This window comes from Pseudomonas sp. NPDC098740 (assembly GCF_044760065.1).
In the GTDB taxonomy this organism is placed as follows: Bacteria; Pseudomonadota; Gammaproteobacteria; order Pseudomonadales; family Pseudomonadaceae; genus Aquipseudomonas; species Aquipseudomonas rossensis.
Map to the genome: position 1 here is coordinate 44,753 of NZ_JBIWAM010000006.1, position 20,887 is coordinate 65,639.

The 20,887-nt window shown below is 59.1% G+C and carries 22 protein-coding genes; 13 read left to right on the forward strand and 9 right to left on the reverse strand.

Annotation, left to right across the window (positions count from 1 at the left end; all coding sequences use genetic code 11):
* The 3 genes from ACIQU2_RS09405 to ACIQU2_RS09415 form a co-directional block, all read right to left on the reverse strand.
* A complete protein-coding gene (locus ACIQU2_RS09405) occupies nucleotides 1-459 on the reverse strand; it encodes a tripartite tricarboxylate transporter TctB family protein (RefSeq protein ID WP_347803649.1) in 459 nt (152 codons plus the stop codon).
* 59 nt (nucleotides 460-518) lie between these two features.
* Nucleotides 519-1,496 carry a tripartite tricarboxylate transporter substrate binding protein gene (locus ACIQU2_RS09410; RefSeq protein WP_347803648.1) on the reverse strand — a complete coding sequence of 326 codons (978 nt, stop codon included), beginning with the start codon at nucleotides 1,494-1,496 and terminating at the stop codon, nucleotides 519-521.
* Between the two features lie 85 nt (nucleotides 1,497-1,581).
* Entirely contained in the window at nucleotides 1,582-2,874 is a 1,293-nt protein-coding gene (locus ACIQU2_RS09415) for an OprD family porin (protein ID WP_403140156.1), read from the reverse strand.
* A gap of 234 nt (nucleotides 2,875-3,108) precedes the next feature.
* Between ACIQU2_RS09415 and ACIQU2_RS09420 the strand changes: the two genes are divergently transcribed.
* Together ACIQU2_RS09420 and ACIQU2_RS09425 are read left to right on the forward strand one after the other, a co-directional pair.
* A complete protein-coding gene (locus ACIQU2_RS09420; RefSeq protein WP_008153060.1) occupies nucleotides 3,109-3,780 on the forward strand; it encodes a response regulator in 672 nt (223 codons plus the stop codon).
* Nucleotides 3,773-5,161, forward strand: coding sequence for a sensor histidine kinase (locus ACIQU2_RS09425; protein ID WP_403140158.1), 1,389 nt, complete (start codon nucleotides 3,773-3,775; stop codon nucleotides 5,159-5,161). The genes ACIQU2_RS09420 and ACIQU2_RS09425 overlap by 8 nt, the downstream gene beginning before the upstream one ends.
* 114 nt (nucleotides 5,162-5,275) lie before the next feature.
* On the opposite strand, the gene ACIQU2_RS09430 is transcribed toward ACIQU2_RS09425, so the two are convergent.
* Both ACIQU2_RS09430 and ACIQU2_RS09435 read right to left on the reverse strand, forming a co-directional pair.
* Nucleotides 5,276-6,097 carry an HDOD domain-containing protein gene (locus ACIQU2_RS09430; protein WP_347803645.1) on the reverse strand — a complete coding sequence of 274 codons (822 nt, stop codon included), beginning with the start codon at nucleotides 6,095-6,097 and terminating at the stop codon, nucleotides 5,276-5,278.
* A gap of 34 nt (nucleotides 6,098-6,131) precedes the next feature.
* Nucleotides 6,132-7,073 (reverse strand): YgfZ/GcvT domain-containing protein, encoded by a 942-nt coding sequence (locus ACIQU2_RS09435; RefSeq protein WP_403140160.1) that lies wholly within the window; start codon nucleotides 7,071-7,073, stop codon nucleotides 6,132-6,134.
* Between the two features lie 149 nt (nucleotides 7,074-7,222).
* On the opposite strand from ACIQU2_RS09435, the gene ACIQU2_RS09440 reads away from it, so the two are divergent.
* Entirely contained in the window at nucleotides 7,223-7,477 is a 255-nt protein-coding gene (locus tag ACIQU2_RS09440; RefSeq protein ID WP_007944081.1) for a succinate dehydrogenase assembly factor 2, read from the forward strand.
* Nucleotides 7,461-7,913, forward strand: a complete 453-nt coding sequence (locus tag ACIQU2_RS09445) for a protein YgfX (protein WP_403140162.1) — start codon at nucleotides 7,461-7,463, stop codon at nucleotides 7,911-7,913. Before ACIQU2_RS09440 ends, ACIQU2_RS09445 begins: the two co-directional genes overlap by 17 nt.
* Here ACIQU2_RS09445 and nadB read toward each other — a convergent pair.
* Nucleotides 7,882-9,498 carry an L-aspartate oxidase gene (nadB, locus tag ACIQU2_RS09450; protein ID WP_283190144.1) on the reverse strand — a complete coding sequence of 539 codons (1,617 nt, stop codon included), beginning with the start codon at nucleotides 9,496-9,498 and terminating at the stop codon, nucleotides 7,882-7,884. The genes ACIQU2_RS09445 and nadB overlap by 32 nt on opposite strands.
* Before the next feature lie 558 nt (nucleotides 9,499-10,056).
* Between nadB and rpoE the strand changes: the two genes are divergently transcribed.
* The 4 genes from rpoE to ACIQU2_RS09470 all read left to right on the forward strand — a co-directional run bounded on the left by rpoE (nucleotide 10,057) and on the right by ACIQU2_RS09470 (nucleotide 13,830).
* The gene (gene rpoE / locus ACIQU2_RS09455) at nucleotides 10,057-10,638 is read left to right on the forward strand and encodes an RNA polymerase sigma factor RpoE (protein ID WP_007944079.1); all 582 of its coding nucleotides are present in this window, start codon (nucleotides 10,057-10,059) and stop codon (nucleotides 10,636-10,638) included.
* A 30-nt stretch (nucleotides 10,639-10,668) separates the two neighbouring features.
* Nucleotides 10,669-11,256 (forward strand): sigma-E factor negative regulatory protein, encoded by a 588-nt coding sequence (locus tag ACIQU2_RS09460; protein WP_033054066.1) that lies wholly within the window; start codon nucleotides 10,669-10,671, stop codon nucleotides 11,254-11,256.
* An 8-nt stretch (nucleotides 11,257-11,264) separates the two neighbouring features.
* The gene (locus tag ACIQU2_RS09465) at nucleotides 11,265-12,221 is read left to right on the forward strand and encodes a MucB/RseB C-terminal domain-containing protein (protein ID WP_403140165.1); all 957 of its coding nucleotides are present in this window, start codon (nucleotides 11,265-11,267) and stop codon (nucleotides 12,219-12,221) included.
* A gap of 181 nt (nucleotides 12,222-12,402) precedes the next feature.
* Nucleotides 12,403-13,830 carry a DegQ family serine endoprotease gene (locus tag ACIQU2_RS09470; protein ID WP_403140166.1) on the forward strand — a complete coding sequence of 476 codons (1,428 nt, stop codon included), beginning with the start codon at nucleotides 12,403-12,405 and terminating at the stop codon, nucleotides 13,828-13,830.
* A 67-nt stretch (nucleotides 13,831-13,897) separates the two neighbouring features.
* On the opposite strand, the gene ACIQU2_RS09475 is transcribed toward ACIQU2_RS09470, so the two are convergent.
* A complete protein-coding gene (locus ACIQU2_RS09475) occupies nucleotides 13,898-15,331 on the reverse strand; it encodes a M48 family metalloprotease (RefSeq protein ID WP_347803640.1) in 1,434 nt (477 codons plus the stop codon).
* A gap of 98 nt (nucleotides 15,332-15,429) precedes the next feature.
* Here ACIQU2_RS09475 and ACIQU2_RS09480 point away from each other — a divergent pair, with 98 nt between their 5' ends.
* Complete coding sequence (locus ACIQU2_RS09480; protein ID WP_007930235.1) at nucleotides 15,430-15,669, forward strand: sulfurtransferase TusA family protein; 240 nt, start codon at nucleotides 15,430-15,432, stop codon at nucleotides 15,667-15,669.
* Between the two features lie 31 nt (nucleotides 15,670-15,700).
* Nucleotides 15,701-16,771: an AI-2E family transporter gene (locus ACIQU2_RS09485; RefSeq protein ID WP_347803639.1), complete on the forward strand. Its 1,071-nt coding sequence runs from the start codon at nucleotides 15,701-15,703 to the stop codon at nucleotides 16,769-16,771.
* 37 nt (nucleotides 16,772-16,808) lie between these two features.
* Here ACIQU2_RS09485 and ACIQU2_RS09490 read toward each other — a convergent pair whose 3' ends face one another.
* Together ACIQU2_RS09490 and ACIQU2_RS09495 are read right to left on the reverse strand one after the other, a co-directional pair.
* Entirely contained in the window at nucleotides 16,809-17,282 is a 474-nt protein-coding gene (locus ACIQU2_RS09490) for a peroxiredoxin (RefSeq protein ID WP_347803638.1), read from the reverse strand.
* A gap of 10 nt (nucleotides 17,283-17,292) precedes the next feature.
* Nucleotides 17,293-17,853 carry a glycine cleavage system protein R gene (locus tag ACIQU2_RS09495; protein WP_046055714.1) on the reverse strand — a complete coding sequence of 187 codons (561 nt, stop codon included), beginning with the start codon at nucleotides 17,851-17,853 and terminating at the stop codon, nucleotides 17,293-17,295.
* A 329-nt stretch (nucleotides 17,854-18,182) separates the two neighbouring features.
* Between ACIQU2_RS09495 and dapA the strand changes: the two genes are divergently transcribed.
* The 3 genes from dapA to ACIQU2_RS09510 all read left to right on the forward strand — a co-directional run.
* Nucleotides 18,183-19,061 (forward strand): 4-hydroxy-tetrahydrodipicolinate synthase, encoded by an 879-nt coding sequence (gene dapA / locus ACIQU2_RS09500; protein WP_131060374.1) that lies wholly within the window; start codon nucleotides 18,183-18,185, stop codon nucleotides 19,059-19,061.
* A gap of 17 nt (nucleotides 19,062-19,078) precedes the next feature.
* Nucleotides 19,079-20,194 carry an outer membrane protein assembly factor BamC gene (gene bamC, locus ACIQU2_RS09505; RefSeq protein WP_403140170.1) on the forward strand — a complete coding sequence of 372 codons (1,116 nt, stop codon included), beginning with the start codon at nucleotides 19,079-19,081 and terminating at the stop codon, nucleotides 20,192-20,194.
* A 4-nt stretch (nucleotides 20,195-20,198) separates the two neighbouring features.
* Nucleotides 20,199-20,887: MBL fold metallo-hydrolase (locus tag ACIQU2_RS09510; protein WP_403140171.1), on the forward strand; the 689-nt coding region annotated here is incomplete at its 3' end.

A 20,887-nucleotide genomic window follows, 5' to 3' on the forward strand; every position in this document is an offset into this window, starting at 1 on the left:
TCAGTTCTCCAGAACGTCGAGCAGGCCCAGAGGCAGTGGCACGTCCATGACTTTGTCGAACAGCAGGTACAGACCGATACTCATCAGGCTGATGATCACCGCGCTGGGCAACCAGCGTCCGCCGTACAGGCGCGCCATCGGAATGCCAATCAGCATGCTGCTGAGGATGAAACCCAGTGGTTCGAACAGCCCGGCAAAGATCAGCAACAACAACACGCAAAGGCCGATTTTGTTCAGGGTTTCGCGATCCATCGGCGGATCGTCATCGGTGTGTTTGATCGGCGAGGGGCGATACACCATGTAAACCAACCCCAAACCCATCAGCCCCAGCATCAACAGGGGGAAGGCCCGTGGTCCGATCGGTTCGTAGGAAAAAGGTGCCTGGTAGGGCCAGGCCATCAGCACCAGGCTGAGACAGGCCACCAACAGCATCGAAGCAAAAATGCGTTGTAAGAGCATGGGAAACTCCTGTGCCGCAGCCCTCCAGAACGGGGGCCGCAGCCGCTAGACAGAGGCGATCACTGAATCAGGCCGAACTCTTTGGCCAGCACTTTGTAGTCCGCCACCTGCTTCTTCACGTAGGTGTCCAGCTCCGGGCCGGTCATGGCGAACGGGAAGAGCTCACGTTGGTCGCGCAGCTTAGCGAACTCCTCGGACGCCAGCAGCTTGTCGAAGGCGTCTTTCCACCAGGCGTAGTCTTCGTCGCTGACCTTTGGCCCGAGGTAGAAGCCGCGAACCACCGGCCAGACGATGTCGTAGCCTTGCTCTTTGGCGGTCGGAATGTCTTTCATTTCCGGCTCGTCCAGTCGCTTCTCGGAGAACACGGCCAGCAGGCGCATGTCGCCGCTCTGGATGTGCGGCATGGAGTCGGAGATGTCGGTGCTGCCGACCTGGATGTGGCCGCCGAGCAGGGCGGTGGCGATTTCACCGCCGCCTTCGAGGGCGACGTAACGCAGGTCGCGCGGGTTGATCCCGGCAGCCTTGGCGATCAGCGCGGTTTGCATCCAGTCCTGGCTGCCGACGGTGCCGCCGGAGCCGATTACCACTTTGCTCGGATCTTTCTTCAACGCCTGAACCAGATCGTCCAGGGTCTTGTAAGGCGAATCGCTTTTCACCGCGATGGCGCCATAGCTTGTTCCAACCGCCGCCAGCCAGCGCACGGCGTTTTCATCAAAACGGCCGAACTTGCCTTGGGCCAGGTTCAACAGCGAACCGCTGGACCACGCTACCAACGTGCCAGCGTCGGCTGGACGCTGAGCGACCACCGCGTTGTACGCCACCGCGCCGACACCGCCGGGCATGTAGGTCACGCGCATCGGTTTGGTCAGCAGTTTCTGGTTCACCAGCGCGCTTTGCGCCAGTTTGCAGGTCAGGTCGAAACCGCCGCCGGGCGAGGCCGGGGCGATGCATTCCGGGCGTTTGGGTTCGGCGAGCAATTGGCCGGCGAACAGCAGGGCGCTGGCGGTGAGAGCAAACTTACGCAGTGACAAATTCATTGGGTTCTCCACAGATTTTTTTGTTGTATGGATATGTAGGAGCTACCGAAGGCTGCGATCTTTTTGGCTTCGGCGGTTCAATCAATTACCAAAGGGCAACGCTATAGCTCACCAGCAGACGCACTTCATCGGCATCGCGAGCGGAGTAGTTGGAACGGTAAGTGGCATTACGCAGGCGCACGGCTACATCCTTGAGCGCGCCACTTTGTACGACGTATTTGATTTCGGTGTTGCGTTCCCACTCTTTGCCTTCGTCACCGTTCTTGAGCTTGATGTTGTCACCGCTCAGGTAACGGCTCATGAAACTCAGGCCGGGAACCCCAAGCCTGGCGAAGTCAAAGTCGTAACGTGCCTGCCAGGAACGTTCTTCGGCACCGGCAAAGTCGTTGATCTGAACGAAGTTGACCAGGTACGGGTCACTGCCATCGACATAAGGGAACGCGCTGTCCCCGGACATGTGCTGATAGCCGGCGCTGAATTTATGCCCGCTCAAGGCGTAGCTCACCAAGCCGTTGAGGGATTTGTTGTCGATCTTGCCGCCACGGGCCGCGCCCTGGTCATCACTGATGGCCAGGCGCAGATCGGTGCCGAAAGTGCCGGGGCCGAACGGTTGCGAAGCGACAACACCGAGGAAGTGCTGGTTGTAGACATCATCAAGTTGCGCGAAGTGGTAGCTGCCGGTGATTTTGTCGGTGAACTTGTAGTCCACGCCGCCAAAGTCGAAATGCTTGCCGGCTGCGGTGCCAGCGAAGCGGCTGTTCTTGTTGTTGAGGGCGATGTCCTCGAAGTCGGTGCTGTCGCGGTCCTTGGCTTTCTCCAGACGCCCGCCGGTGAAGGTCAGGTTCTTGATCTCTTTGGAGGTCAGCAGGCCGCCTTCGAAGGTCTGCGGCAGGATGCGCCCGTCGTTGGGCTTGAGGATCGGCAGTTCCGGAATCAGGCTGCCGATTTTAAGTTCCGTGGCGGAGATTTTCACTTTGCCGGTCAGGCCAAGCTTGGAGTACTCATCGGCCGCGCGGCCGTCGTCATGGGTTGGCAGCAGGCCGGTGCCGGTGCGGTCGGGACTCGAATCGAGTTTGACCCCCAGCATGCCCAGCGCATCGACACCGAACCCCACGGCGCCGTCGGTGTAACCCGATTGCAGGTTGAGCATGAACCCCTGAGCCCATTCGTCCCGCTTGGATTGCTGGGCGCTGGTGCCGTCGCGAAAGTCGCGGTTGAAATACATGTTGCGGGTTTCGAGGGTTGCCGTACTGTCTTCGAAGAAGGCAGCCTGGCTCAACGGCGAAAAGCCGGCGAGGGCGGCGGCACTGGCAAGGGCTGTGTGGCTGAGGCGGGAAAAACGAGCAGGCGGGCAAGCCTGTAGCTGCATGGACAGCATCTTGAAGTACTCCGTTTATTGTTCTTATTGGCGAAAACGCTTCGAGGCGTTTTTCGTACGCTATGTGCGGTAGCGACGGGCAGTCGAAACTGTCCGTGGCTGGACTCTAACCGGCCAACCTTTCGCTAACCTTTCAGAAGACTTTCACGGTTTTCGGGCTTCACAGCGGCGGTTGCGGCTGTAAACTCCGCGCCAAAGAATGGCGTCGACCATCCCTGAATGAGGTAAAGATCCATGCGTGTTCTGCTCGTCGAAGACCACCTGCAGCTCGCCGAAAGTGTTGCCCAGGCGCTCAAGAGCACCGGGCTGACCGTGGATGTGCTGCACGACGGTGTGGCGGCGGACCTGGCGTTGAGCAGCGAGGAATACGCCATGGCGATTCTCGACGTCGGCCTGCCGCGCATGGATGGCTTCGAAGTGCTGGCGCGCCTGCGGGCGCGGGGCAAGAACCTGCCGGTGTTGATGTTGACCGCCCGCAGCGACGTCAAGGATCGGGTCCACGGCCTGAACCTCGGCGCTGACGATTACCTGGCCAAACCTTTCGAACTGACCGAACTCGAAGCCCGGGTCAAAGCCTTGCTGCGCCGCAGTGTGCTCGGTGGTGAACGCCTGCAGCGCTGCGGTGTGCTGGCCTATGACCTGGACACTCGACGCTTCACCCTCGGCGAAGAGTTGCTGACCCTGACCTCCCGCGAACAGGCTGTTCTTGAAGCGCTGATCGCCCGTCCTGGCCGGGTGATGAGCAAGGAGCAACTGGCCTCGCAAGTATTCGGACTGGACGAAGAGGCGAGCCCCGACGCCATCGAGATCTATGTCCATCGCCTACGCAAAAAGCTAGACGGCCAACCGGTGGTCATCGTGACCTTCCGCGGTCTCGGCTACTTGCTGGAAAGCCGCGATGCATAAGCCCAGCAGCCTGCGCTGGCGGTTGCTGTGGAATCTGGCGTTGTTGCTGGTGGTGTTGATGTTGGCCAGTGGTTTGAGCGCTTACTGGAACGGTCGCGAAGCTGCCGACACCGCCTATGACCGGACCTTGCTGGCCTCTGCGAGGACCATCGCTGCGGGCGTCTCCCAGCGTGACGGCACGCTGAGCGCCGACGTACCGTACGTTGCCCTCGACACCTTCGCCTACGACAGCGCAGGTCGGATTTTTTACCTGGTCAACGACATCAATCAGAAGCTGATCTCCGGTTACGAAAACCTTCCGCCACCGCCGCCGGGAACGCCGCGCACCGATGACTATCCGGCACTGGCGCGTTTCTATAACGCCAAGTACCAGGGGCAGAACGTGCGCGTGGTGAGCCTGCTCAAACCCGTGAGCGAGCCGAACATGAACGGCATGGCGGAAATCCGCGTGGCGGAAACCGATGAGGCGCGGGTCAGCATGGCCCGCAGCCTGGCGGCGGACACCTTGTTGCGTCTGGGCATGCTGGCGGTGGGTGCGTTGTTGCTGGTGTGGTTTGCGGTCAGCGCCGCGTTGCGTCCGCTGGAGCGCTTGCGCACCGCGGTGGAAGAACGTCAGTCGGACGATCTGCGGCCATTACCGTTGGTGGAAGTGCAGCACGAATTATGGCCACTGGTGCGCGCGCTCAATCACTTTACCGAGCGCTTGCGCGGGCAGTTCGAGCGTCAGGCGCAGTTCATCGCCGATGCCGCCCATGAGCTGCGTACTCCCTTGGCGGCGCTCAAGGCACGACTGGAGCTGGGCTTGCGCTCGACCGAACCGCAAACCTGGCGCAATACGTTGGAAACCGCCGCCCAAGGCACGGACCGTTTGACCCACCTTGCCAATCAATTGCTCTCGCTGGCACGGGTCGAAAATGGTGCCCGGGCCATCGCCGAGGGCGGCGCGCAGTTGCTTGACCTCAGTCAGCTGGCTCGCGAACTCGGCATGGCCATGGCACCGCTCGCCCACGCACGCGGTGTGGCGCTGGCGCTGGAAGCGGACGAACCGGTGTGGTTGCGCGGCGAGCCAACGCTGTTGAACGAACTGTTGAGCAATCTGGTGGATAACGCGCTGGCCCATACACCGTCGGGTGGCAACGTCATTCTTCGGGTCACGGCACCGGCCGTGTTGGAGGTCGAGGACGACGGCCCCGGCATTCCTCTTAAAGAGCGCGATCGGGTGTTCGAGCGCTTTTACCGGCGTAACCAGCAGGTGGCCGGTTCGGGGTTGGGGCTGGCGATTGTCGGTGAGATCTGCCGCGCACACCTGGCTCAAATCAGCCTGCACGATGGAGAGCAGGCCGGGTTGAAGGTGCGGGTGAGTTTTATCGCTGGGGAGTGATGGTGTTTGTTATGGCCTCATCGCGAGCAAGCTCGCTCCCACACTGGATCTATGTAACAGCGAAGATTCCCTGTGGGAGCGAGCTTGCTCGCGATGGGGGCGCTGCGGTCCCAATCAGTAAAACATCGACCGCGATTCTTCCAGATCGCGACACATCGCCTCGTTCTCCGGATCAATTCCCAGCTTTTTGAATGCCGGCACACTGAATGCGTCGATGCGCGCGAGGGGATGGTCGGTGTCTTTGTGGCAATACAGGCTGGCCACCTGCACCAGATCGACATAATCGACCCGCTCGGACTGTCGATTGAAGTCCAGATAAAGCCCCGGCACCTGTACCAGCATTTCCGGAAACTCCCAGACCCTGAGCAGTTTGTCGCCGAGCAGTGGATGAATGTGATCAATCACATGGTTGAGGCTGACCGGGTCAGACAGCAGTTCATAGTGATCTTCGGCGTAGGTCAGGATCGGCAACACACCGATCTGATGCACCAGTCCGCCAAGGGCTGCCTGATCGGGCTTGAGTTGCGTGTATCTGCGGCACAATGCATAGCTGATCCCGGCGATTTCCAGGCTTTTGCGCCAGACATCGCGCATTTTCTGTTCTACCACCTCGGAGCGGGCATGGAAAATCTGTTCCATGACCAGACCGATGGCCAGGTTGCTGCTGTAATTGATGCCCAATCGAGTGATTGCCGTGTGCAGGTCAGTGACTTCCTGGGTCGCGCGCAACAGCGGGCTATTGACCACTTTGATCAGACGCGCCGACAGCGCGGTATCGCGGCCGATCACTTTGCTCAGGGTGCTGACACTGATTTCCGGGTCTTCAGCGGCCTTGCGAATCTGCAGGGCCACTTCCGGTAACGTTGGCAGAACCAGGTCATCGTTATCGATGGCCTCAACCAAATCCTGTTGGACCTTTTCCGCCAGCTCACTCATTTCGTTTCTCTAGGTATTGCGACAAATGCTGCTGTTAACGCTGGATTTCGCGATCGCGATCCAGTTCGTAAGGCAGGTCGAGCAAGTGCAGGGCTGGCCCTTCGAGCGCGCCCAGATGGATATTACCCCCTTGCGCTGCTTCGGCTTGCAGCACGGCCAGAAGTTCAATGTTTTGCCCGGCGTTGGCGGCCAGCACCACTTCGCCGATAGAGCTGCCGTGGGTAGGGGAAAACAATTGTGTGCCAGGTTCAGGCAACTCGTTGGCATCCAGTTTCAGGCGATACAAGCGGCGCTTGAGTTTGCCCAGGTACTGCATGCGCGCGACGATTTCCTGGCCGGTGTAGCAACCTTTCTTGAAGCTCACGCCACCCACGGCTTGCAGATTGAGCATCTGCGGGATGAACAACTCGCGAGTGCTCGGCATGACCTGACCGATCCCTGCGCGGATCTGGCCCAACAGCCATTGATTCAGATCGCCTTCGGCCAATACGGCGGACAGCTTGCCCTTGATAAGGTCGGCCTGGTCGGTGGCGACCCAGAGTTCGGCGCGGTCCGGCGAGACGCGAATGGCGATCAAGCCGTCATTGCGCGCGACGCTGTCGGTGTCGGCCGGAAGCTCAAGACCGAGGCTGATCAGTGCCGCATCACCATGGTCGACGCCGAAGCGGACCCAGGCGGCACTTTCGTCGGTCAGTTTGGATTTGGAAAACACCGCGTACTTTTTCAGGTCCGCCAGTTGCGGTTCCAGCAACTCGGTGGCCATGGCCATCAGAACGCCGTCACCTTCCAGCAGGATGCGGAAACTCGACTGCATCCGGCCCTTCTGCGTGCAGCGGGCGCCGAGGCTGGCCTGGGTGTCACTCAGGTAATTGAGGTTGCAGGTCAATTGGCCTTGCAGGAATTTGCCGGCATCCGCGCCGCGTACTGCGAGAACGCCTTCGTGAGACAGGGTGCAGAAAAAAGCAGAATCGGCCATGGGTCATCGCAGGGTAAAGAGTCTGGGGGACATCATAAGGGGGCGCTCTCGAAATGGGTAGTTCACAAAGGATCGTTGGCGGCCGACCAAAGCCGAGTGTTCGACTCCGCCTGGGGCTGTATACTTGCCGCCTATTTGAGGAGCGCTCCATGGTCGAAGATGTTGAACTGAATCGCCTCTACTGGCACAGCCGCCGCGGCATGCTTGAGCTTGACGTGTTGCTGGTGCCGTTCGTGAAAGAGGTCTATCCGCACCTCAATGATGTCGACCGCGATTGCTACCGCAAGCTGCTCGAATGCGAAGATCAGGACATGTTCGGCTGGTTCATGGAACGCGCCGAATCGGAAGATCCGGAGCTTCAGCGCATGGTTCGCATGATTCTGGATCGTGTCCAGCCCAAGTAATGCGTTCGAATGCCGCTGGCATGCCTCACGGCAGTTGCTGGCGGCGTATCTTCTGGCCCAGCTGTTTGCGCTGGGTTCGCTGTGCCTTCTCACTATTCCGATCTGGGCCTGTCTGCTCGGCGCTTTTTGCTGTCTGGCTCACGGCGCTTGGGCGTTGCCGCGACGGATTTTGCTGACACACCCAAGGGCATTTCGCGGCTTGCGTCGCAACGCCGATGGCTGGCAGTTGTGGAATCAGGAGGAGGGTTGGCAATCGGTGCAGCTACGACCGGACAGCCTGGCGCTACCTTTGCTCGTTGTGCTGCGTTTTCGTCTGCGGGGCGAACGACGGGTCAGGGCGATTTGTGTGCCCCGTGACTCGCAGGCGGCGGATCTGCACCGGCGCCTGCGGGTTCGGCTCACGTTCAGTCGACGTAGGTGGGCGGCACCAGAATAGTGTCCAGGGCAACCGGCAGCATGTTCGGATAGTCGAGGGTGTAATGCAGGCCGCGACTCTCCTTGCGTTCCATGGCTGACTGGATCATCAGCTCGGCCACTTGGGCCAGGTTGCGCAGTTCGATCAAATCCCGACTGACCTTGTAGTTGCTGTAGAACTCGTCGATTTCATCCAGCAACAGACGCACGCGGTGCTGTGCCCGTTGCAAGCGCTTGTTGGTGCGCACAATGCCGACGTAGTCCCACATGAATCGCCGCAGTTCGTCCCAGTTGTGCGCAATGATCACGTCCTCATCGGAGTCGGTGACCTGGCTCGCATCCCAGACGGGCAGGGCGATCGGAATCGAAACCTGCGGCAGCTGCTCAAGAATGTCCGCCGCCGCGGAACGCGCGTAAACGAAACATTCGAGTAACGAGTTGCTGGCCATGCGGTTGGCGCCGTGCAGGCCGGTGAAGCTGGTTTCGCCAATGGCATATAGCCCCGGCACGTCGGTGCGACCCTGCTGATCGACCATCACGCCGCCGCAGGTGTAGTGCGCTGCCGGAACCACTGGAATCGGTTGCTTGGTGATGTCGATGGAGAATTCGAGGCAGCGTTCGTACACCGTCGGGAAGTGAGTCTTGATGAACGCTTCCGGCTTGTGGCTGATGTCCAGATAGACACAATCGACGCCCAGGCGCTTCATTTCATGGTCGATGGCCCGGGCGACGATGTCACGTGGCGCCAGCTCGGCGCGAGGGTCGAAGCGCTGCATGAAGCGTTCGCCGTTGGGCAGCTTCAGGTGTGCGCCTTCGCCGCGCAGGGCTTCGGTGATCAGGAAACTCTTGGCTTGCGGGTGATACAGGCAAGTGGGGTGGAACTGGTTGAATTCCAGATTCGCCACCCGGCAGCCCGAACGCCAGGCCATGGCAATGCCATCACCGCAGGCGCCGTCGGGGTTGCTGGTATAGAGATAGACCTTTGCTGCGCCACCCGATGCGAGGATCACGAAGCGAGCGCCGTAGGTGTCGACTTCACCGGTCCCGCGATTGAGGACGTAGGCGCCGAGGCAACGATCACCTTCAAGGCCCAGGCGCTTTTCGGTGATCAGGTCGACCGCGACCCGCTGCTCCAGCAGTTCGATGTTCGGTCGTTGCCTGGCCTTGTCGAGCAAGGTTCTGAAAATCGCTGCGCCCGTGGCATCGGCGGCATGGATGATGCGCCGATGGCTGTGACCGCCTTCGCGGGTCAGGTGGAACTCGAATCCGCCATCTTCGGTGCCGGACTGTTCATCGCGGGTGAAGGGCACACCTTGGTCGATCAGCCATTGAATCGCCTCTTTACTGTGCTCGACGGTAAAACGCACAGCGTCTTCGTGGCACAGGCCGCCGCCAGCATTGAGGGTGTCATCGACATGTGATTCAACGGTGTCGGTGTCATCCAGGACGGCAGCGACGCCACCCTGGGCCCAGAAAGTCGAGCCATTGGCGAGGTCGCCTTTGCTCAGTACGGCGATGCGCAAATGACCGGGCAAGGTCAGCGCAAGGCTCAAGCCGGCAGCACCGCTGCCAATTACCAGAACATCGTGTTGAAACTGTTGGCTCATTTCAGGATTCCGCTCAAAGCGACCCGGGTCGGGGTTGGCGCAAGACACCTGGATCGGCGAGTCAAGACAGCCACACAGCCCACTAGTATATAGAGGGGGGGAGCGGCACAATAGCGAGCACGCATGGCATTGTGAAACTACTGTGACGGAAAATACCTGACGCTTCGTCGGATGGTTTTTCGGCCGGTTCGGCGACAAGACGACTGTATCAACGATTTAACAGTCTTTTTCTATTCACGGTTGCACAATGTCGGTCTTGCGCAGCTATAAATGTATGGAACTTTTGCCAAAGGCCCAAGATCAATAGACCGTTGCCTGATTCAAGGAACAGTGTCGGCTTCAACGCGGGATCTGTGATTTGATCCTTGCCGGCGAATCCGATGACAAGATTATTCGCGCAGCCGGGTTGACCCGCGCTGCGCTTTTCGTGCGTGCCAAATCAGAGCCCGCAGGAAACTTGCTTGGAGGGGGAGAACTTTTGCGAAAAGCCCGAGTCTATGTTTGCAAGTCTGGTTGTTTAGTTATGCAAGCCTCCTCCGAGCTTATCGAGGAGTGTTCATGCTAACCCAGGAAGAGGATCAGCAGCTGGTCGAACGCGTTCAGCGCGGCGACAAGCGAGCTTTCGATCTGCTAGTGCTGAAATACCAGCACAAAATTCTCGGGTTGATCGTGCGTTTCGTGCACGACACCCATGAAGCCCAGGATGTGGCGCAGGAAGCCTTTATCAAGGCCTACCGTGCACTTGGAAATTTTCGCGGAGACAGCGCGTTTTATACGTGGCTTTACCGCATCGCCATCAACACGGCGAAAAACTATCTGGTTTCACGCGGCCGTCGGCCGCCGGATAGCGATGTCAGTTCCGAGGATGCAGAGTTCTACGATGGCGATCATGGCCTCAAGGATCTCGAGTCGCCAGAGCGTGCATTGCTGCGGGATGAGATCGAAGGCACCGTCCATCGAACCATTCAGCAACTGCCAGAAGATTTGCGTACGGCTTTAACTTTACGTGAATTCGATGGTCTGAGTTACGAGGACATTGCGGCCGTCATGCAATGTCCGGTGGGTACCGTGCGCTCCCGGATTTTCCGCGCTCGGGAAGCCATCGATAAAGCCCTGCAGCCGTTGTTGCAGGAAAACTGAGACAGCGGCGACAGCCAAGAGAGGAACGCCATGAGTCGTGAAGCCCTGCAGGAATCGCTGTCCGCAGTGATGGATAACGAAGCGGACGAATTGGAATTGCGTCGGGTATTGAATGCCTTTGACGATGTTGAAACCCGTGATACCTGGGCTCGTTATCAGATCGCTCGGGCAGTTATGCACAAGGATTTGCTGCTTCCACGTCTGGATATCGCTGCGGCAGTCTCTGCTGCGCTGGCTGACGAAGCTGTACCTGCAAAAGCCTCCCGTGGTCCATGGCGCAGCCTGGGTCGTCTGGCGGTCGCTGCTTCGGTAACCCTCGCCGTACTGGCAGGTGTTCGTCTGTATAACCAGGACGAGATCGCTGGGGTCGAACTGGCTCAACAATCCAGTCAGCCAGGTCTGGCCGTTCCTCAGGTCAAGGGTCCAGCTGTATTAGCAGGCTACAATGAGAGTTCGGAAGCCACTGGCCCTATGGCCAACGGCGTATTGCAAGGTCAGCCAGGCTGGCACGATCAGCGTCTGCCAGGCTACTTGCGCCAACATGCTCAACAGGCTGCACTGAAAGGTACTGAGAGCGCTTTGCCTTACGCTCGTGCAGCAAGTCTGGAAAACCGTTAAGGAGGATCATGCGCGCCATCCCTCTACTTACGCTTCTGCTCTGTGGCTGGTTTGTTGTTCCAGCCCATGCCGATGAAGCCCAGGACTGGTTGACCCGTCTGGGCCAAGCCGAGCAACAGCAAAGCTTTCACGGTACATTCGTCTACGAGCGTAACGGTAGTTTCTCTACCCACAAGATCTGGCACCGCGTCCAGGATGGCAAGGTCCGCGAGCGTTTACTCCAGCTCGACGGCTCGGCACAGGAAGTCGTGCGCATTGATGGGCGTACTCAATGCGTCAGCGGCATTCTGATAGCAGGGCTTGGAGATTCCTCCAGCTCCGCTGCTCGTGCACTCGATCCACAAAAGCTAAAGAATTGGTACGACCTTGCCATCATTGGCAAGTCGCGTGTGGCTGGGCGTGCGGCAGTAATCGTTTCACTGACACCTCGCGATCAACACCGCTACGGTTTTGAATTGCATCTGGATAAAGAAACCGGCCTGCCTCTCAAATCATTGCTTCTGAATGAACGAGGGCAGTTGCTGGAGCGATTCCAGTTCACGCAACTGGATACCGCCGATGTTCCGTCCGACAGCGACTTGCAGCCTGGCGCCGATTGCAAAACTGTTGCCCTCGACAGTGACAAGGCTTCTGCAATCAAGGCCGCGCAAGTATGGCGTTCGGACTGGTTGCCGCCTGGTTTCGAGCTGACCAGCAGTACCTCCCGCAAGGATCCAGAGACCAAAACCCAAGTCAACAGTCTGATGTATGACGATGGTCTGGCCCGTTTCTCGGTTTTCCTTGAACCGTTGAATGGCGCAACAATTACTGACACTCGCACCCAGTTGGGGCCGACCGTTGCAGTTTCCCGACGCTTGACTACCCCGCAAGGCGAGATGATGGTGACCGTGGTCGGTGAGATTCCGATTGGCACCGCTGAACGGATTGCGCTATCCATGCGCAGCGACGCCACTGCAACCAAGTAGTGAGCTGAAATCGAAATGTTTGGTGAGCATTTCAACTTGCAAATATCCCCGATTTTTTCTATAGGTCAGAGCCTCTCGGCTCTGGCCTTGTTTGTTGTTCCCGGAACAAAAATACCGGCGTATCGTTCCCGGTGTTCCTTGCTCCATATCGCTTAACCATGCTCGTCGTAACGGGAGCCGTATGTCGATACCACGCTTGAAATCTTATCTCTCCATTTTTGCCACCGTGCTGGCTCTCGGTCAGGCGGTCACCGCTCAAGCGGTCGAATTGCCAGACTTCACGCAGCTGGTCGAGCAGGCTTCGCCTGCGGTGGTGAACATCAGTACCACGCAGAAACTGCCGGACCGCAAAGTCTCGAGCGAGCAGATGCCTGACCTTGAAGGCTTGCCGCCGATGCTGCGCGAGTTCTTCGAGCGTGGCATGCCACAGCCGCGTACGCCTCGCGGTGATCGTCAGCGTGAAGCCCAATCCCTGGGTTCGGGTTTCATCATCTCGTCTGATGGCTACATCCTGACCAACAACCATGTGATTGCCGATGCCGACGAAATTCTCGTCCGCCTCGCTGATCGCAGCGAGTTGAAAGCCAAGCTGGTTGGCACCGATCCACGTTCCGACGTAGCGCTGTTGAAAATCGAAGGCAAGGATCTGCCGGTCCTGAAACTTGGCAAATCCCAGGATCTGAAAGCCGGCCAGTGGGTCGTGGCGATTGGCTCGCCATTCGGTTTCGACCATACCGTGACCCAAGGTATCGTCAGCGCCATTGGTCGCAGCCTGCCGAACGAAAACTATGTGCCGTTCATCCAGACCGACGTGCCGATCAATCCGGGTAACTCCGGTGGTCCGCTGTTCAACCTGGCCGGTGAAGTGGTTGGCATCAACTCGCAGATCTACACCCGTTCCGGCGGCTTCATGGGCGTGTCGTTCGCGATCCCTATCGATGTCGCGATGGACGTTTCCAATCAGCTCAAAAGCGGTGGCAAAGTCAGCCGTGGCTGGTTGGGTGTGGTGATTCAGGAAGTGAACAAGGACCTGGCCGAGTCGTTCGGTCTGGATAAACCAGCCGGCGCGCTGGTGGCTCAGATTCAGGATGACGGCCCGGCTGCCAAGGGTGGCCTGCAAGTAGGGGACGTGATCCTGAGCATGAACGGCCAACCGATCGTCATGTCCGCCGATCTGCCACACCTGGTGGGCGCGCTAAAGGCTGGCTCGAAAGCTGATCTGGAAGTGATTCGTGAAGGTAAGCGCAAGAATGTCGAGTTGACTGTCGGCGCTATCCCGGAAGAAGGTAAAGAGCTGGATGCGCTGCCGAAATCCAGCACCGAGCGCAGCAGCAACCGGCTGGGTGTTTCCGTGGTCGAGCTGACGGATGAACAGAAGAAAACCTACGACCTCAAAGGCGGCGTCGTGATCAAGGAAGTGCAGGACGGTCCTGCTTCTCTGATTGGCCTGCAGCCAGGCGATGTGATCACTCACCTGAATAATCAGGCAATCGGTTCCACCAATGAGTTCACGGATATCGCCAAGGCGCTGCCGAAGAACCGCTCGGTGTCGATGCGGGTTCTGCGTCAAGGTCGCGCCAGCTTCATCACCTTCAAACTGGCTGAATAAACCGGTTGTTGGCTGAATAAAAAAACCGCCTCGAAAGAGGCGGTTTTTTTGTGTCTGCTGAAAAGAGTCAGCCCATCATGTCCTTGATCATGCGCTCCTGTTCCATCAGCTCACGTTGCCGTGCGTCGATTCGCGATGACAGCGGGAAGTTGGTGCCTGCCTTACGCTTGGCGAAGTCCAGTTGCTGAATGGCCTGACGGTAATCCCCGACCAGGGCGAAATACTCGGCGCGGGCCTGATGCAGGCCGATAATGTTGCCTGACAGGCCGCGAGTCTCGGCCACCATGTACCAGACGTCCGGATCGTCAGGACGGCTCTTGAGCAGATTCTCCAGTGCTTTTTCCGCGTCGGGCGCACGGTTCTGCTTGAGCAGCAGGTCAACACGCACCGAATTCAGCGGATAGTTGCCGGGATACTGCGTCAACATTCGGTCAACCCGGGACTGGGCGTCTGGCAGACGATTGTTGGTGATGTCCAGATCGACCTGCGCCAGGTTGTAGATGATCTCGTTCGGCGACTTGGCCAGAAGCAGCTTGAGGTTTTCCCGTGCTTCATTCAGCTGGCCGCCCTTGATCTGGGCGATGGCCAGTCCATAGCGAGCGACATCATTTTTCGGGTTTTCATCAAGCTGGGCGCGAAAGCGTTTGGCGCCCAGGCCTGGGGTTTCTTCGTAGATCAACTGGACCCGTGCACGAATCAGCTGATAACGCATCGTGTCTTCGATGCCGCCGGATTTTGCCTGTTCGGCGCGGTTGCGCGTGTCAGCGATCCGCGACTCGGTCACCGGGTGAGTCAGCAGAAATTCCGGTGGCTTGGCGTCAAAGCGGTATTGGCGCGCCAATCGCTCGAACATGGTCGGCATCGAGCGCGGATCGTAACCGGCCTTTTCCAGATTGAGGATGCCAATGCGGTCAGCTTCCTGCTCGTTCTGGCGAGAGAAACGCCGTTGTTCCTGAATGGCTGCCGCCTGCGTGCCCGCAATGGCCGCGATCCCGGCATCGCCGGCGCCAGCTGCGGCAATCACGATCCCGGCCAGCAGCGCGGCCATCATCGGCACCTGCATGCGCTGTTGAGCTTCGACGCCACGGGCGAAGTGGCGCTGCGACAAGTGAGCCAATTCGTGAGCGAGTACGGAGGCGTATTCGCCTTCGGTCTGGGCATTGAGGAACAAGCCGCCGTTAACCCCGACAATGCCGCCCGGTGCGGCGAAGGCGTTGAGTTGCGGGCTGTTTATCAGGATGAATTCCAGGCGCCGGTCATTGACCTGGCTGGTCTCTACCAGCCTGTAGACGCTGGATTCGACGTAGTCCTTGAGCTGTGGATCGTTGAGCTGCGAAACCTGGCTGCGCAACAGCGCCAGCCAGGCACGGCCCAACTGATGTTCCTGTTGCGGCGAGACGATGGCAGAACTGGCGTCGCCGAGTGACGGCAGGTCGTCGGCGAAGCCCGGTGAGGCGAGCAGGCAAGCGAGCGTCAGCAGGGTAGGGCGCAAAAAAGTCATGCACAAAGCCTTAGTCGACAAAGACCTTACTGTAGCCGGACACTACGCTTCGGACCAGATATTCTAGCCGCTCGACCACCTGCCCCCGGAGTGATGCAATGACCGACGCTGTAGCCCATGACGCCGAACTCGACGCCAGCGGCCTGAATTGCCCCTTGCCGTTGCTCAAGGCCAAGATGGAACTCAATCGACTGGCCAGCGGCGCGGTGCTCAAGGTGATCGCTACCGATGCGGGCTCACAACGCGATTTTCGCACCTTTGCCCGATTGGCCGGTCATACGCTGCTTCGTGAAGAAGATGAAGCGGGCGTTTACCGCTATTGGTTAAAAAAAGCCTGAAACCTGCTGCGTTCATTTCTAAGGATTATTGATGTTCAAAGTGTTACGCGACTGGATTCAGCGCTACTTCTCCGATGAAGAGGCCGTTGTCCTGGCGGTCCTGCTGTTTCTGGCATTTACCGCCGTACTCACCCTGGGCGGCATGCTCGCACCGGTGCTGGCCGGGATGGTGCTGGCGTATCTGATGCAAGGGTTGGTCGTCACTCTCGAACGCCTGCGCATGCCGGGCGGGGTGGCGGTGGGGCTGGTCTTTGCGTTGTTCATGGGGCTATTGCTGGTGTTCATCGTGGTTGTGGTGCCGTTGCTCTGGCATCAGTTGATTACGCTGTTCAACGAGTTACCCGGCATGCTCGCCAAATGGCAGTCGCTGTTATTGCTGCTGCCCGAGCGCTACCCGCATCTAGTATCCGACGAGCAGGTGCTGCAGGCCATCGAAGTGGCGCGGGGCGAGATTGGCAAGTTCGGTCAGTGGGCGCTGACGTTTTCGCTGTCGAGTCTGCCGCTGCTGGTGAACATCATGATCTACCTGGTGCTGGTGCCGATCCTGGTGTTTTTCTTTCTCAAGGACCGGAAGATGATTGGTCACTGGGTGCGTGGTTACCTGCCCCGTGAGCGGGCGCTGATCACCCGCGTCGCTCACGAGATGAACCGGCAGATCGCCAACTACATTCGCGGCAAGGTCATCGAGATTTTCATTTGCGGTGGTGTGACCTACATCGGTTTCGTTGTTCTGGGCCTCAACTACGCGGCGCTGCTGGCATTGCTGGTGGGTGTGTCGGTGGTGGTGCCTTACGTCGGCGCAGTGGTGGTGACCGTGCCGGTCATGCTGATTGCGCTGTTCCAGTGGGGCTGGAGCGATCAGTTCATCTATTTGATGGCGGTCTACGGGATCATCCAGACGCTGGATGGCAACGTGTTGGTGCCGCTGCTGTTCTCGGAAGCGGTCAATCTGCATCCGGTGGCGATCATCTGCGCGGTGTTGTTGTTTGGCGGGCTGTGGGGGTTTTGGGGCGTGTTCTTTGCGATTCCGCTAGCAACCCTGTTCAAGGCCGTACTGGACGCATGGCCGCGCAAAGAGCCGGTGGTGGCGCCGCTGTTGTGAAGCGTCTGTGGGAGCTGGCTCCCACAGACGTCAACGATCAGGCCTTGTTCAGCGCCTGAGCCGCAGCCAATACCGCATCCACATGGCCCGGCACCTTCACACCGCGCCATTCCTGACGCAGCACACCGTCCTTGTCGATCAGGAACGTGCTGCGATCAACGCCCATATATTCTTTGCCATAGAGCTTTTTCAGCTTGATCACGTCGAACTGCTGGCAGAGCGCTTCTTCCTTGTCGCTGATCAGCTCGAAAGTGAACGCCTGCTTGGCCTTGAAGTTTTCGTGGGATTTGAGGCTGTCGCGGGACACGCCGAAGACTTCAGTGTCGGCGGCTTTAAAAGCATCAAGCTGATCACGAAAGCCCTGACCCTGGGTGGTGCAACCCGGTGTGCTGTCCTTCGGATAGAAGTAAATCACCACCTGCTTGCCTTTGAGGCTCGCGAGGTTGACGGTCTGCCCGCTGGTGGCGGGTGCTTCGAAGTCGGCAACCGGTTGGTCGATGGCAACGGCCATGAAAGCTTCCTTACATTGGGTTTTGTGGGCGCCACGGTTCGATCAGGGCATCCAGGTTCAGCGCGTCGGCGAAATCCAGGAACTGATCGCGCAGCCAGCTGATCTGCACACCGGCCGGCAAGGTCACGGTAAACGTGGCATTGAGCATGGTGCCGCCGGTTTGCGGGGCCTGATAGGTGTCGCAGGTCAGGTTTTCCAGTTCGACGTTGTGGTCCATGAAGAACTGACACAGCTCGTTAATGATGTCCGAGCGGTAAGCCGAGCTGACATAAGCGACGTATGGCAGGGCTTGAGGACGATTCTCCAGCGCCGCGCTGCGCACCACATTGACTGTAAAGGCGTGCTTCTTGGCGAGGCTCGACAGGCTGCCTTCGAGGCGCGCAAGGGCGTCCCAGCTGCCGGAGATCTCGAGGATCAACGCGCTGCACTCGCCATGACGCGTCAGGCGAGAGGTGACCACGGCGCAGCGGTTTTCATGGCTGGCGCGGCACAGGACGTTAGTCAGCTCCATGGGGTTGGCGCCGAGGGCACTGATGACAAGGAATTGTTCGCGAACTGTGGGGGTGGACATGCAGCATTCCTAAAGCGATGAGCGGTCGATACTTCTACGGGCTTTTTTTACCGGGAGCGAGCCTGCGGATGCGAATTCAAAAAACCCGAGCCGCAAGGTTGCAACGTGCTCCAGAGTGGCAAGAGCGAGGGGTGGCAACGCTGGATCGTGGCTTGTGATGCCGAAAATGGAGGCTGGAACCCGGCGTACGAGCTTATCAGTACCGATCAAAGTCTGAAGGGTAGCGAAAAGCAGCGCCAAGGGGAATGGCAGCGCCGCAGTACTTCGCTTGTACAAGCATCTTGGCGCCAGTACCATTACCGCTCTCTTTTTCCGGCAGGAGCGGTTGCATGATTGCGGGCAGTATGGTGGCACTGGTCACACCCATGGATGCACAAGGTCGTCTCGACTGGGACAGCCTGAGCAAACTGGTGGACTTTCACCTGCAAAACGGCACCCACGCCATCGTGGCGGTCGGCACCACAGGTGAATCGGCCACCCTTGACGTGAACGAGCACATCGAAGTGATTCGTTACGTGGTGAAGCAGGTTGCAGGGCGCATTCCGGTGATCGCCGGTACCGGCGCCAACTCGACGCGCGAAGCCATCGAACTGACCACCAATGCGAAGACCGCCGGCGCCGATGCTTGCCTGCTGGTCACGCCGTACTACAACAAGCCGACCCAGGAAGGCTTGTACCAGCACTTCAAGGCCATCGCCGAAGCCGTCGACATCCCGCAGATCCTTTACAACGTGCCGGGCCGTACGGCCTGCGACATGCTGACCGAAACCGTGATCCGACTGTCGACCGTGAAAAATATCATCGGGATCAAGGAAGCCACCGGCGACCTGACCCGTGCCAAAGCCATCATCGACGGCGTCAGCAAAGACTTCGTGGTGCTGTCCGGTGACGACGCCACCGCAGTCGAACTGATCCTGCTCGGCGGCAAAGGCAACATCTCGGTCACCGCCAACGTCGCCCCGCGCGACATGAGCGACCTGTGCAACGCTGCTCTGAAAGGCGACGCCGTGACGGCCCGCGCGATTCACGAAAAGCTGATGCCGCTCAATAAAACCCTGTTTATCGAATCCAACCCTATCCCCGTGAAATGGGCACTGCATGAAATGGGCTTGATGCCGGACGGTATCCGTCTGCCGCTCACCTGGCTCAGTGCTGCCTGTCACGAACCGCTGCGGCAGGCCATGCGCCAGTCCGGCGTCCTGGTTTAATTGAGGAAGTACTACGCATGAAGCGATTGGCCGGACTTTCCGCACTTGCCTTGATCATCTCCAGCACCAGTGGCTGCGGATGGGTCTGGGGCCCGGAAGGTTATTTCCGTGACCGCGGTAGCGATTACCTGGAAGCGCAACAGACTGCACCCATGCAATTGCCGTCGGATGTCAGCACCGCCAAACGTCTGGATCCGCTGTTGCCGATCCCGCGCAACGTGGCCGATGACACCGTCAAGGGCGAGTACATCGTTCCTCGCCCGCAGCCGTTGTCGGCAGGGGCCGACGCCAGCGCCTACTCCCTGCAAAAGACCGGTGATTCGCGTTGGATCGTCGCTCAGAACCCGCCGGCCGAAGTCTGGCCAGTGGCAGTGCAGTTCTTCCAGGATAACGGTTTCCGTCTGGACGAACAGCGTCCGCAAACCGGTGAATTCACCACCACCTGGCAGCATTCCGACGAACTGTCCGCCGCGATGGCCAAGCGTCTGAGCGCAGCCGGTGTCGGCGCTGACAGCGAAACCCGCGTGCGGGTCCGCATCGAGCCAGGCGTGCAGCGCAACACCAGTGAAGTCTACGTGGTCAGCGCCGAGCGTCCTGCCGGTAGCACCTCCGACGTGGCCTTCACCAACCGTTCGGTCAACACTGGCCTGGACGCGGCACTGGTCGACGACATGCTCGCGAGCATGAGCCGCACTTCGGAGAAGGGCGGTTCGGTCTCCATGCTGGCGTCGCGTGATTCCGATACGCCAAGTCGTGTCAGCCTGAGCGAAGACGGCAGCGGTAACCCTGTCCTGAACGTCGGCACCGATCTGGATCGTGCCTGGTCGAGCGTCGGTCGTGCGTTGGAACAGGGCGAATGGCGCGTTGAAGACATCAACCGCAGCCTGGGTCTGTACTACATCAACCTGGCCGAAAAAGCCGAGAAGAAGGACGAGAAGCCAGGTTTCTTCAGTGGTCTGTTCGGCAGCAAGCCGGACAAGGAAGAAGTTGAAGCCCGTGCCGAGCGTTATCAGGTTCGCCTGAGCAAGGTTGGCGACAACGTCCAGGTCACCGTCGAGAAAAACATCAACACCGTGGCGCCAGCAGACGTGGCGCGCAAAGTGTTGAGCGTGATTCAGGACAACCTGGGCTGATCACATGCGTTTTGCCGTTCTCGGCAGCGGTAGCCAAGGGAACGGCACGCTGATAGCCAGCGCTGACACGTATGTGCTGGTGGATTGTGGTTTCTCCCTGCGGGAAACCGAAAAACGCCTGCTGCGCCTGGGTGTGAACCCTGCGCAGTTGAGCGCGATACTCGTGACCCACGAACATGCCGACCACGTGCATGGCGTGGGTTTGCTGTCTCGGCGCTACAATCTGCCTGTCTACCTCAGTCGCGGCACCCTGCGCGGGATGCGCAAACCAATTGAACCGGCTGGCCTTCTGGCCGGCGGCGAGCAACTGCAGATCGGCGCACTAAGCATCGGCGTCATTGCCGTGGCCCATGATGCACAGGAGCCGACGCAATACGTCTTCAGTGACGGTGAGCGGCGTTTCGGCCTGTTGACCGACCTGGGCTCGTATTGCAACAAGGTGCTGGACGGCTATCGAGATCTCGATGCGTTGATGATCGAGTCCAATCATTGCCGTGACATGCTGGCTCGCGGTCACTACCCGTACTTTCTCAAGCAACGGGTAGGCGGTGAACTGGGGCATTTGAACAACCATCAGGCGGCATTCCTGGTGTCCGAGTTGGGCTGGCAAGGCCTGCAACACCTGGTCCTGGCCCATCTGAGCAGCAAGAACAACCTGCCGCAGCTGGCCCGGCAATGGTTTTTCTACACACT

Bases quoted from the DNA above. Each gene is read 5' to 3' on its own strand.
- ACIQU2_RS09460 (WP_033054066.1), top strand. From the start codon at position 10,669: ATGAGTCGTGAAGCCCTGCAGGAATCGCTGTCCGCAGTGATGGATAAC.
- ACIQU2_RS09410 (WP_347803648.1), bottom strand. From the start codon at position 1,496: ATGAATTTGTCACTGCGTAAGTTTGCTCTCACCGCCAGCGCCCTGCTG.
- nadB (WP_283190144.1), bottom strand. From the start codon at position 9,498: ATGAGCCAACAGTTTCAACACGATGTTCTGGTAATTGGCAGCGGTGCT.
- rpoE (WP_007944079.1), top strand. From the start codon at position 10,057: ATGCTAACCCAGGAAGAGGATCAGCAGCTGGTCGAACGCGTTCAGCGC.
- ACIQU2_RS09485 (WP_347803639.1), top strand. From the start codon at position 15,701: ATGTTCAAAGTGTTACGCGACTGGATTCAGCGCTACTTCTCCGATGAA.
- ACIQU2_RS09415 (WP_403140156.1), bottom strand. From the start codon at position 2,874: ATGCTGTCCATGCAGCTACAGGCTTGCCCGCCTGCTCGTTTTTCCCGC.
- ACIQU2_RS09475 (WP_347803640.1), bottom strand. From the start codon at position 15,331: ATGACTTTTTTGCGCCCTACCCTGCTGACGCTCGCTTGCCTGCTCGCC.
- ACIQU2_RS09490 (WP_347803638.1), bottom strand. From the start codon at position 17,282: ATGGCCGTTGCCATCGACCAACCGGTTGCCGACTTCGAAGCACCCGCC.
- ACIQU2_RS09420 (WP_008153060.1), top strand. From the start codon at position 3,109: ATGCGTGTTCTGCTCGTCGAAGACCACCTGCAGCTCGCCGAAAGTGTT.
- ACIQU2_RS09495 (WP_046055714.1), bottom strand. From the start codon at position 17,853: ATGTCCACCCCCACAGTTCGCGAACAATTCCTTGTCATCAGTGCCCTC.
- dapA (WP_131060374.1), top strand. From the start codon at position 18,183: ATGATTGCGGGCAGTATGGTGGCACTGGTCACACCCATGGATGCACAA.
- ACIQU2_RS09405 (WP_347803649.1), bottom strand. From the start codon at position 459: ATGCTCTTACAACGCATTTTTGCTTCGATGCTGTTGGTGGCCTGTCTC.
- ACIQU2_RS09430 (WP_347803645.1), bottom strand. From the start codon at position 6,097: ATGAGTGAGCTGGCGGAAAAGGTCCAACAGGATTTGGTTGAGGCCATC.
- ACIQU2_RS09465 (WP_403140165.1), top strand. From the start codon at position 11,265: ATGCGCGCCATCCCTCTACTTACGCTTCTGCTCTGTGGCTGGTTTGTT.
- ACIQU2_RS09480 (WP_007930235.1), top strand. From the start codon at position 15,430: ATGACCGACGCTGTAGCCCATGACGCCGAACTCGACGCCAGCGGCCTG.
- ACIQU2_RS09470 (WP_403140166.1), top strand. From the start codon at position 12,403: ATGTCGATACCACGCTTGAAATCTTATCTCTCCATTTTTGCCACCGTG.
- ACIQU2_RS09440 (WP_007944081.1), top strand. From the start codon at position 7,223: ATGGTCGAAGATGTTGAACTGAATCGCCTCTACTGGCACAGCCGCCGC.
- bamC (WP_403140170.1), top strand. From the start codon at position 19,079: ATGAAGCGATTGGCCGGACTTTCCGCACTTGCCTTGATCATCTCCAGC.
- ACIQU2_RS09435 (WP_403140160.1), bottom strand. From the start codon at position 7,073: ATGGCCGATTCTGCTTTTTTCTGCACCCTGTCTCACGAAGGCGTTCTC.
- ACIQU2_RS09425 (WP_403140158.1), top strand. From the start codon at position 3,773: ATGCATAAGCCCAGCAGCCTGCGCTGGCGGTTGCTGTGGAATCTGGCG.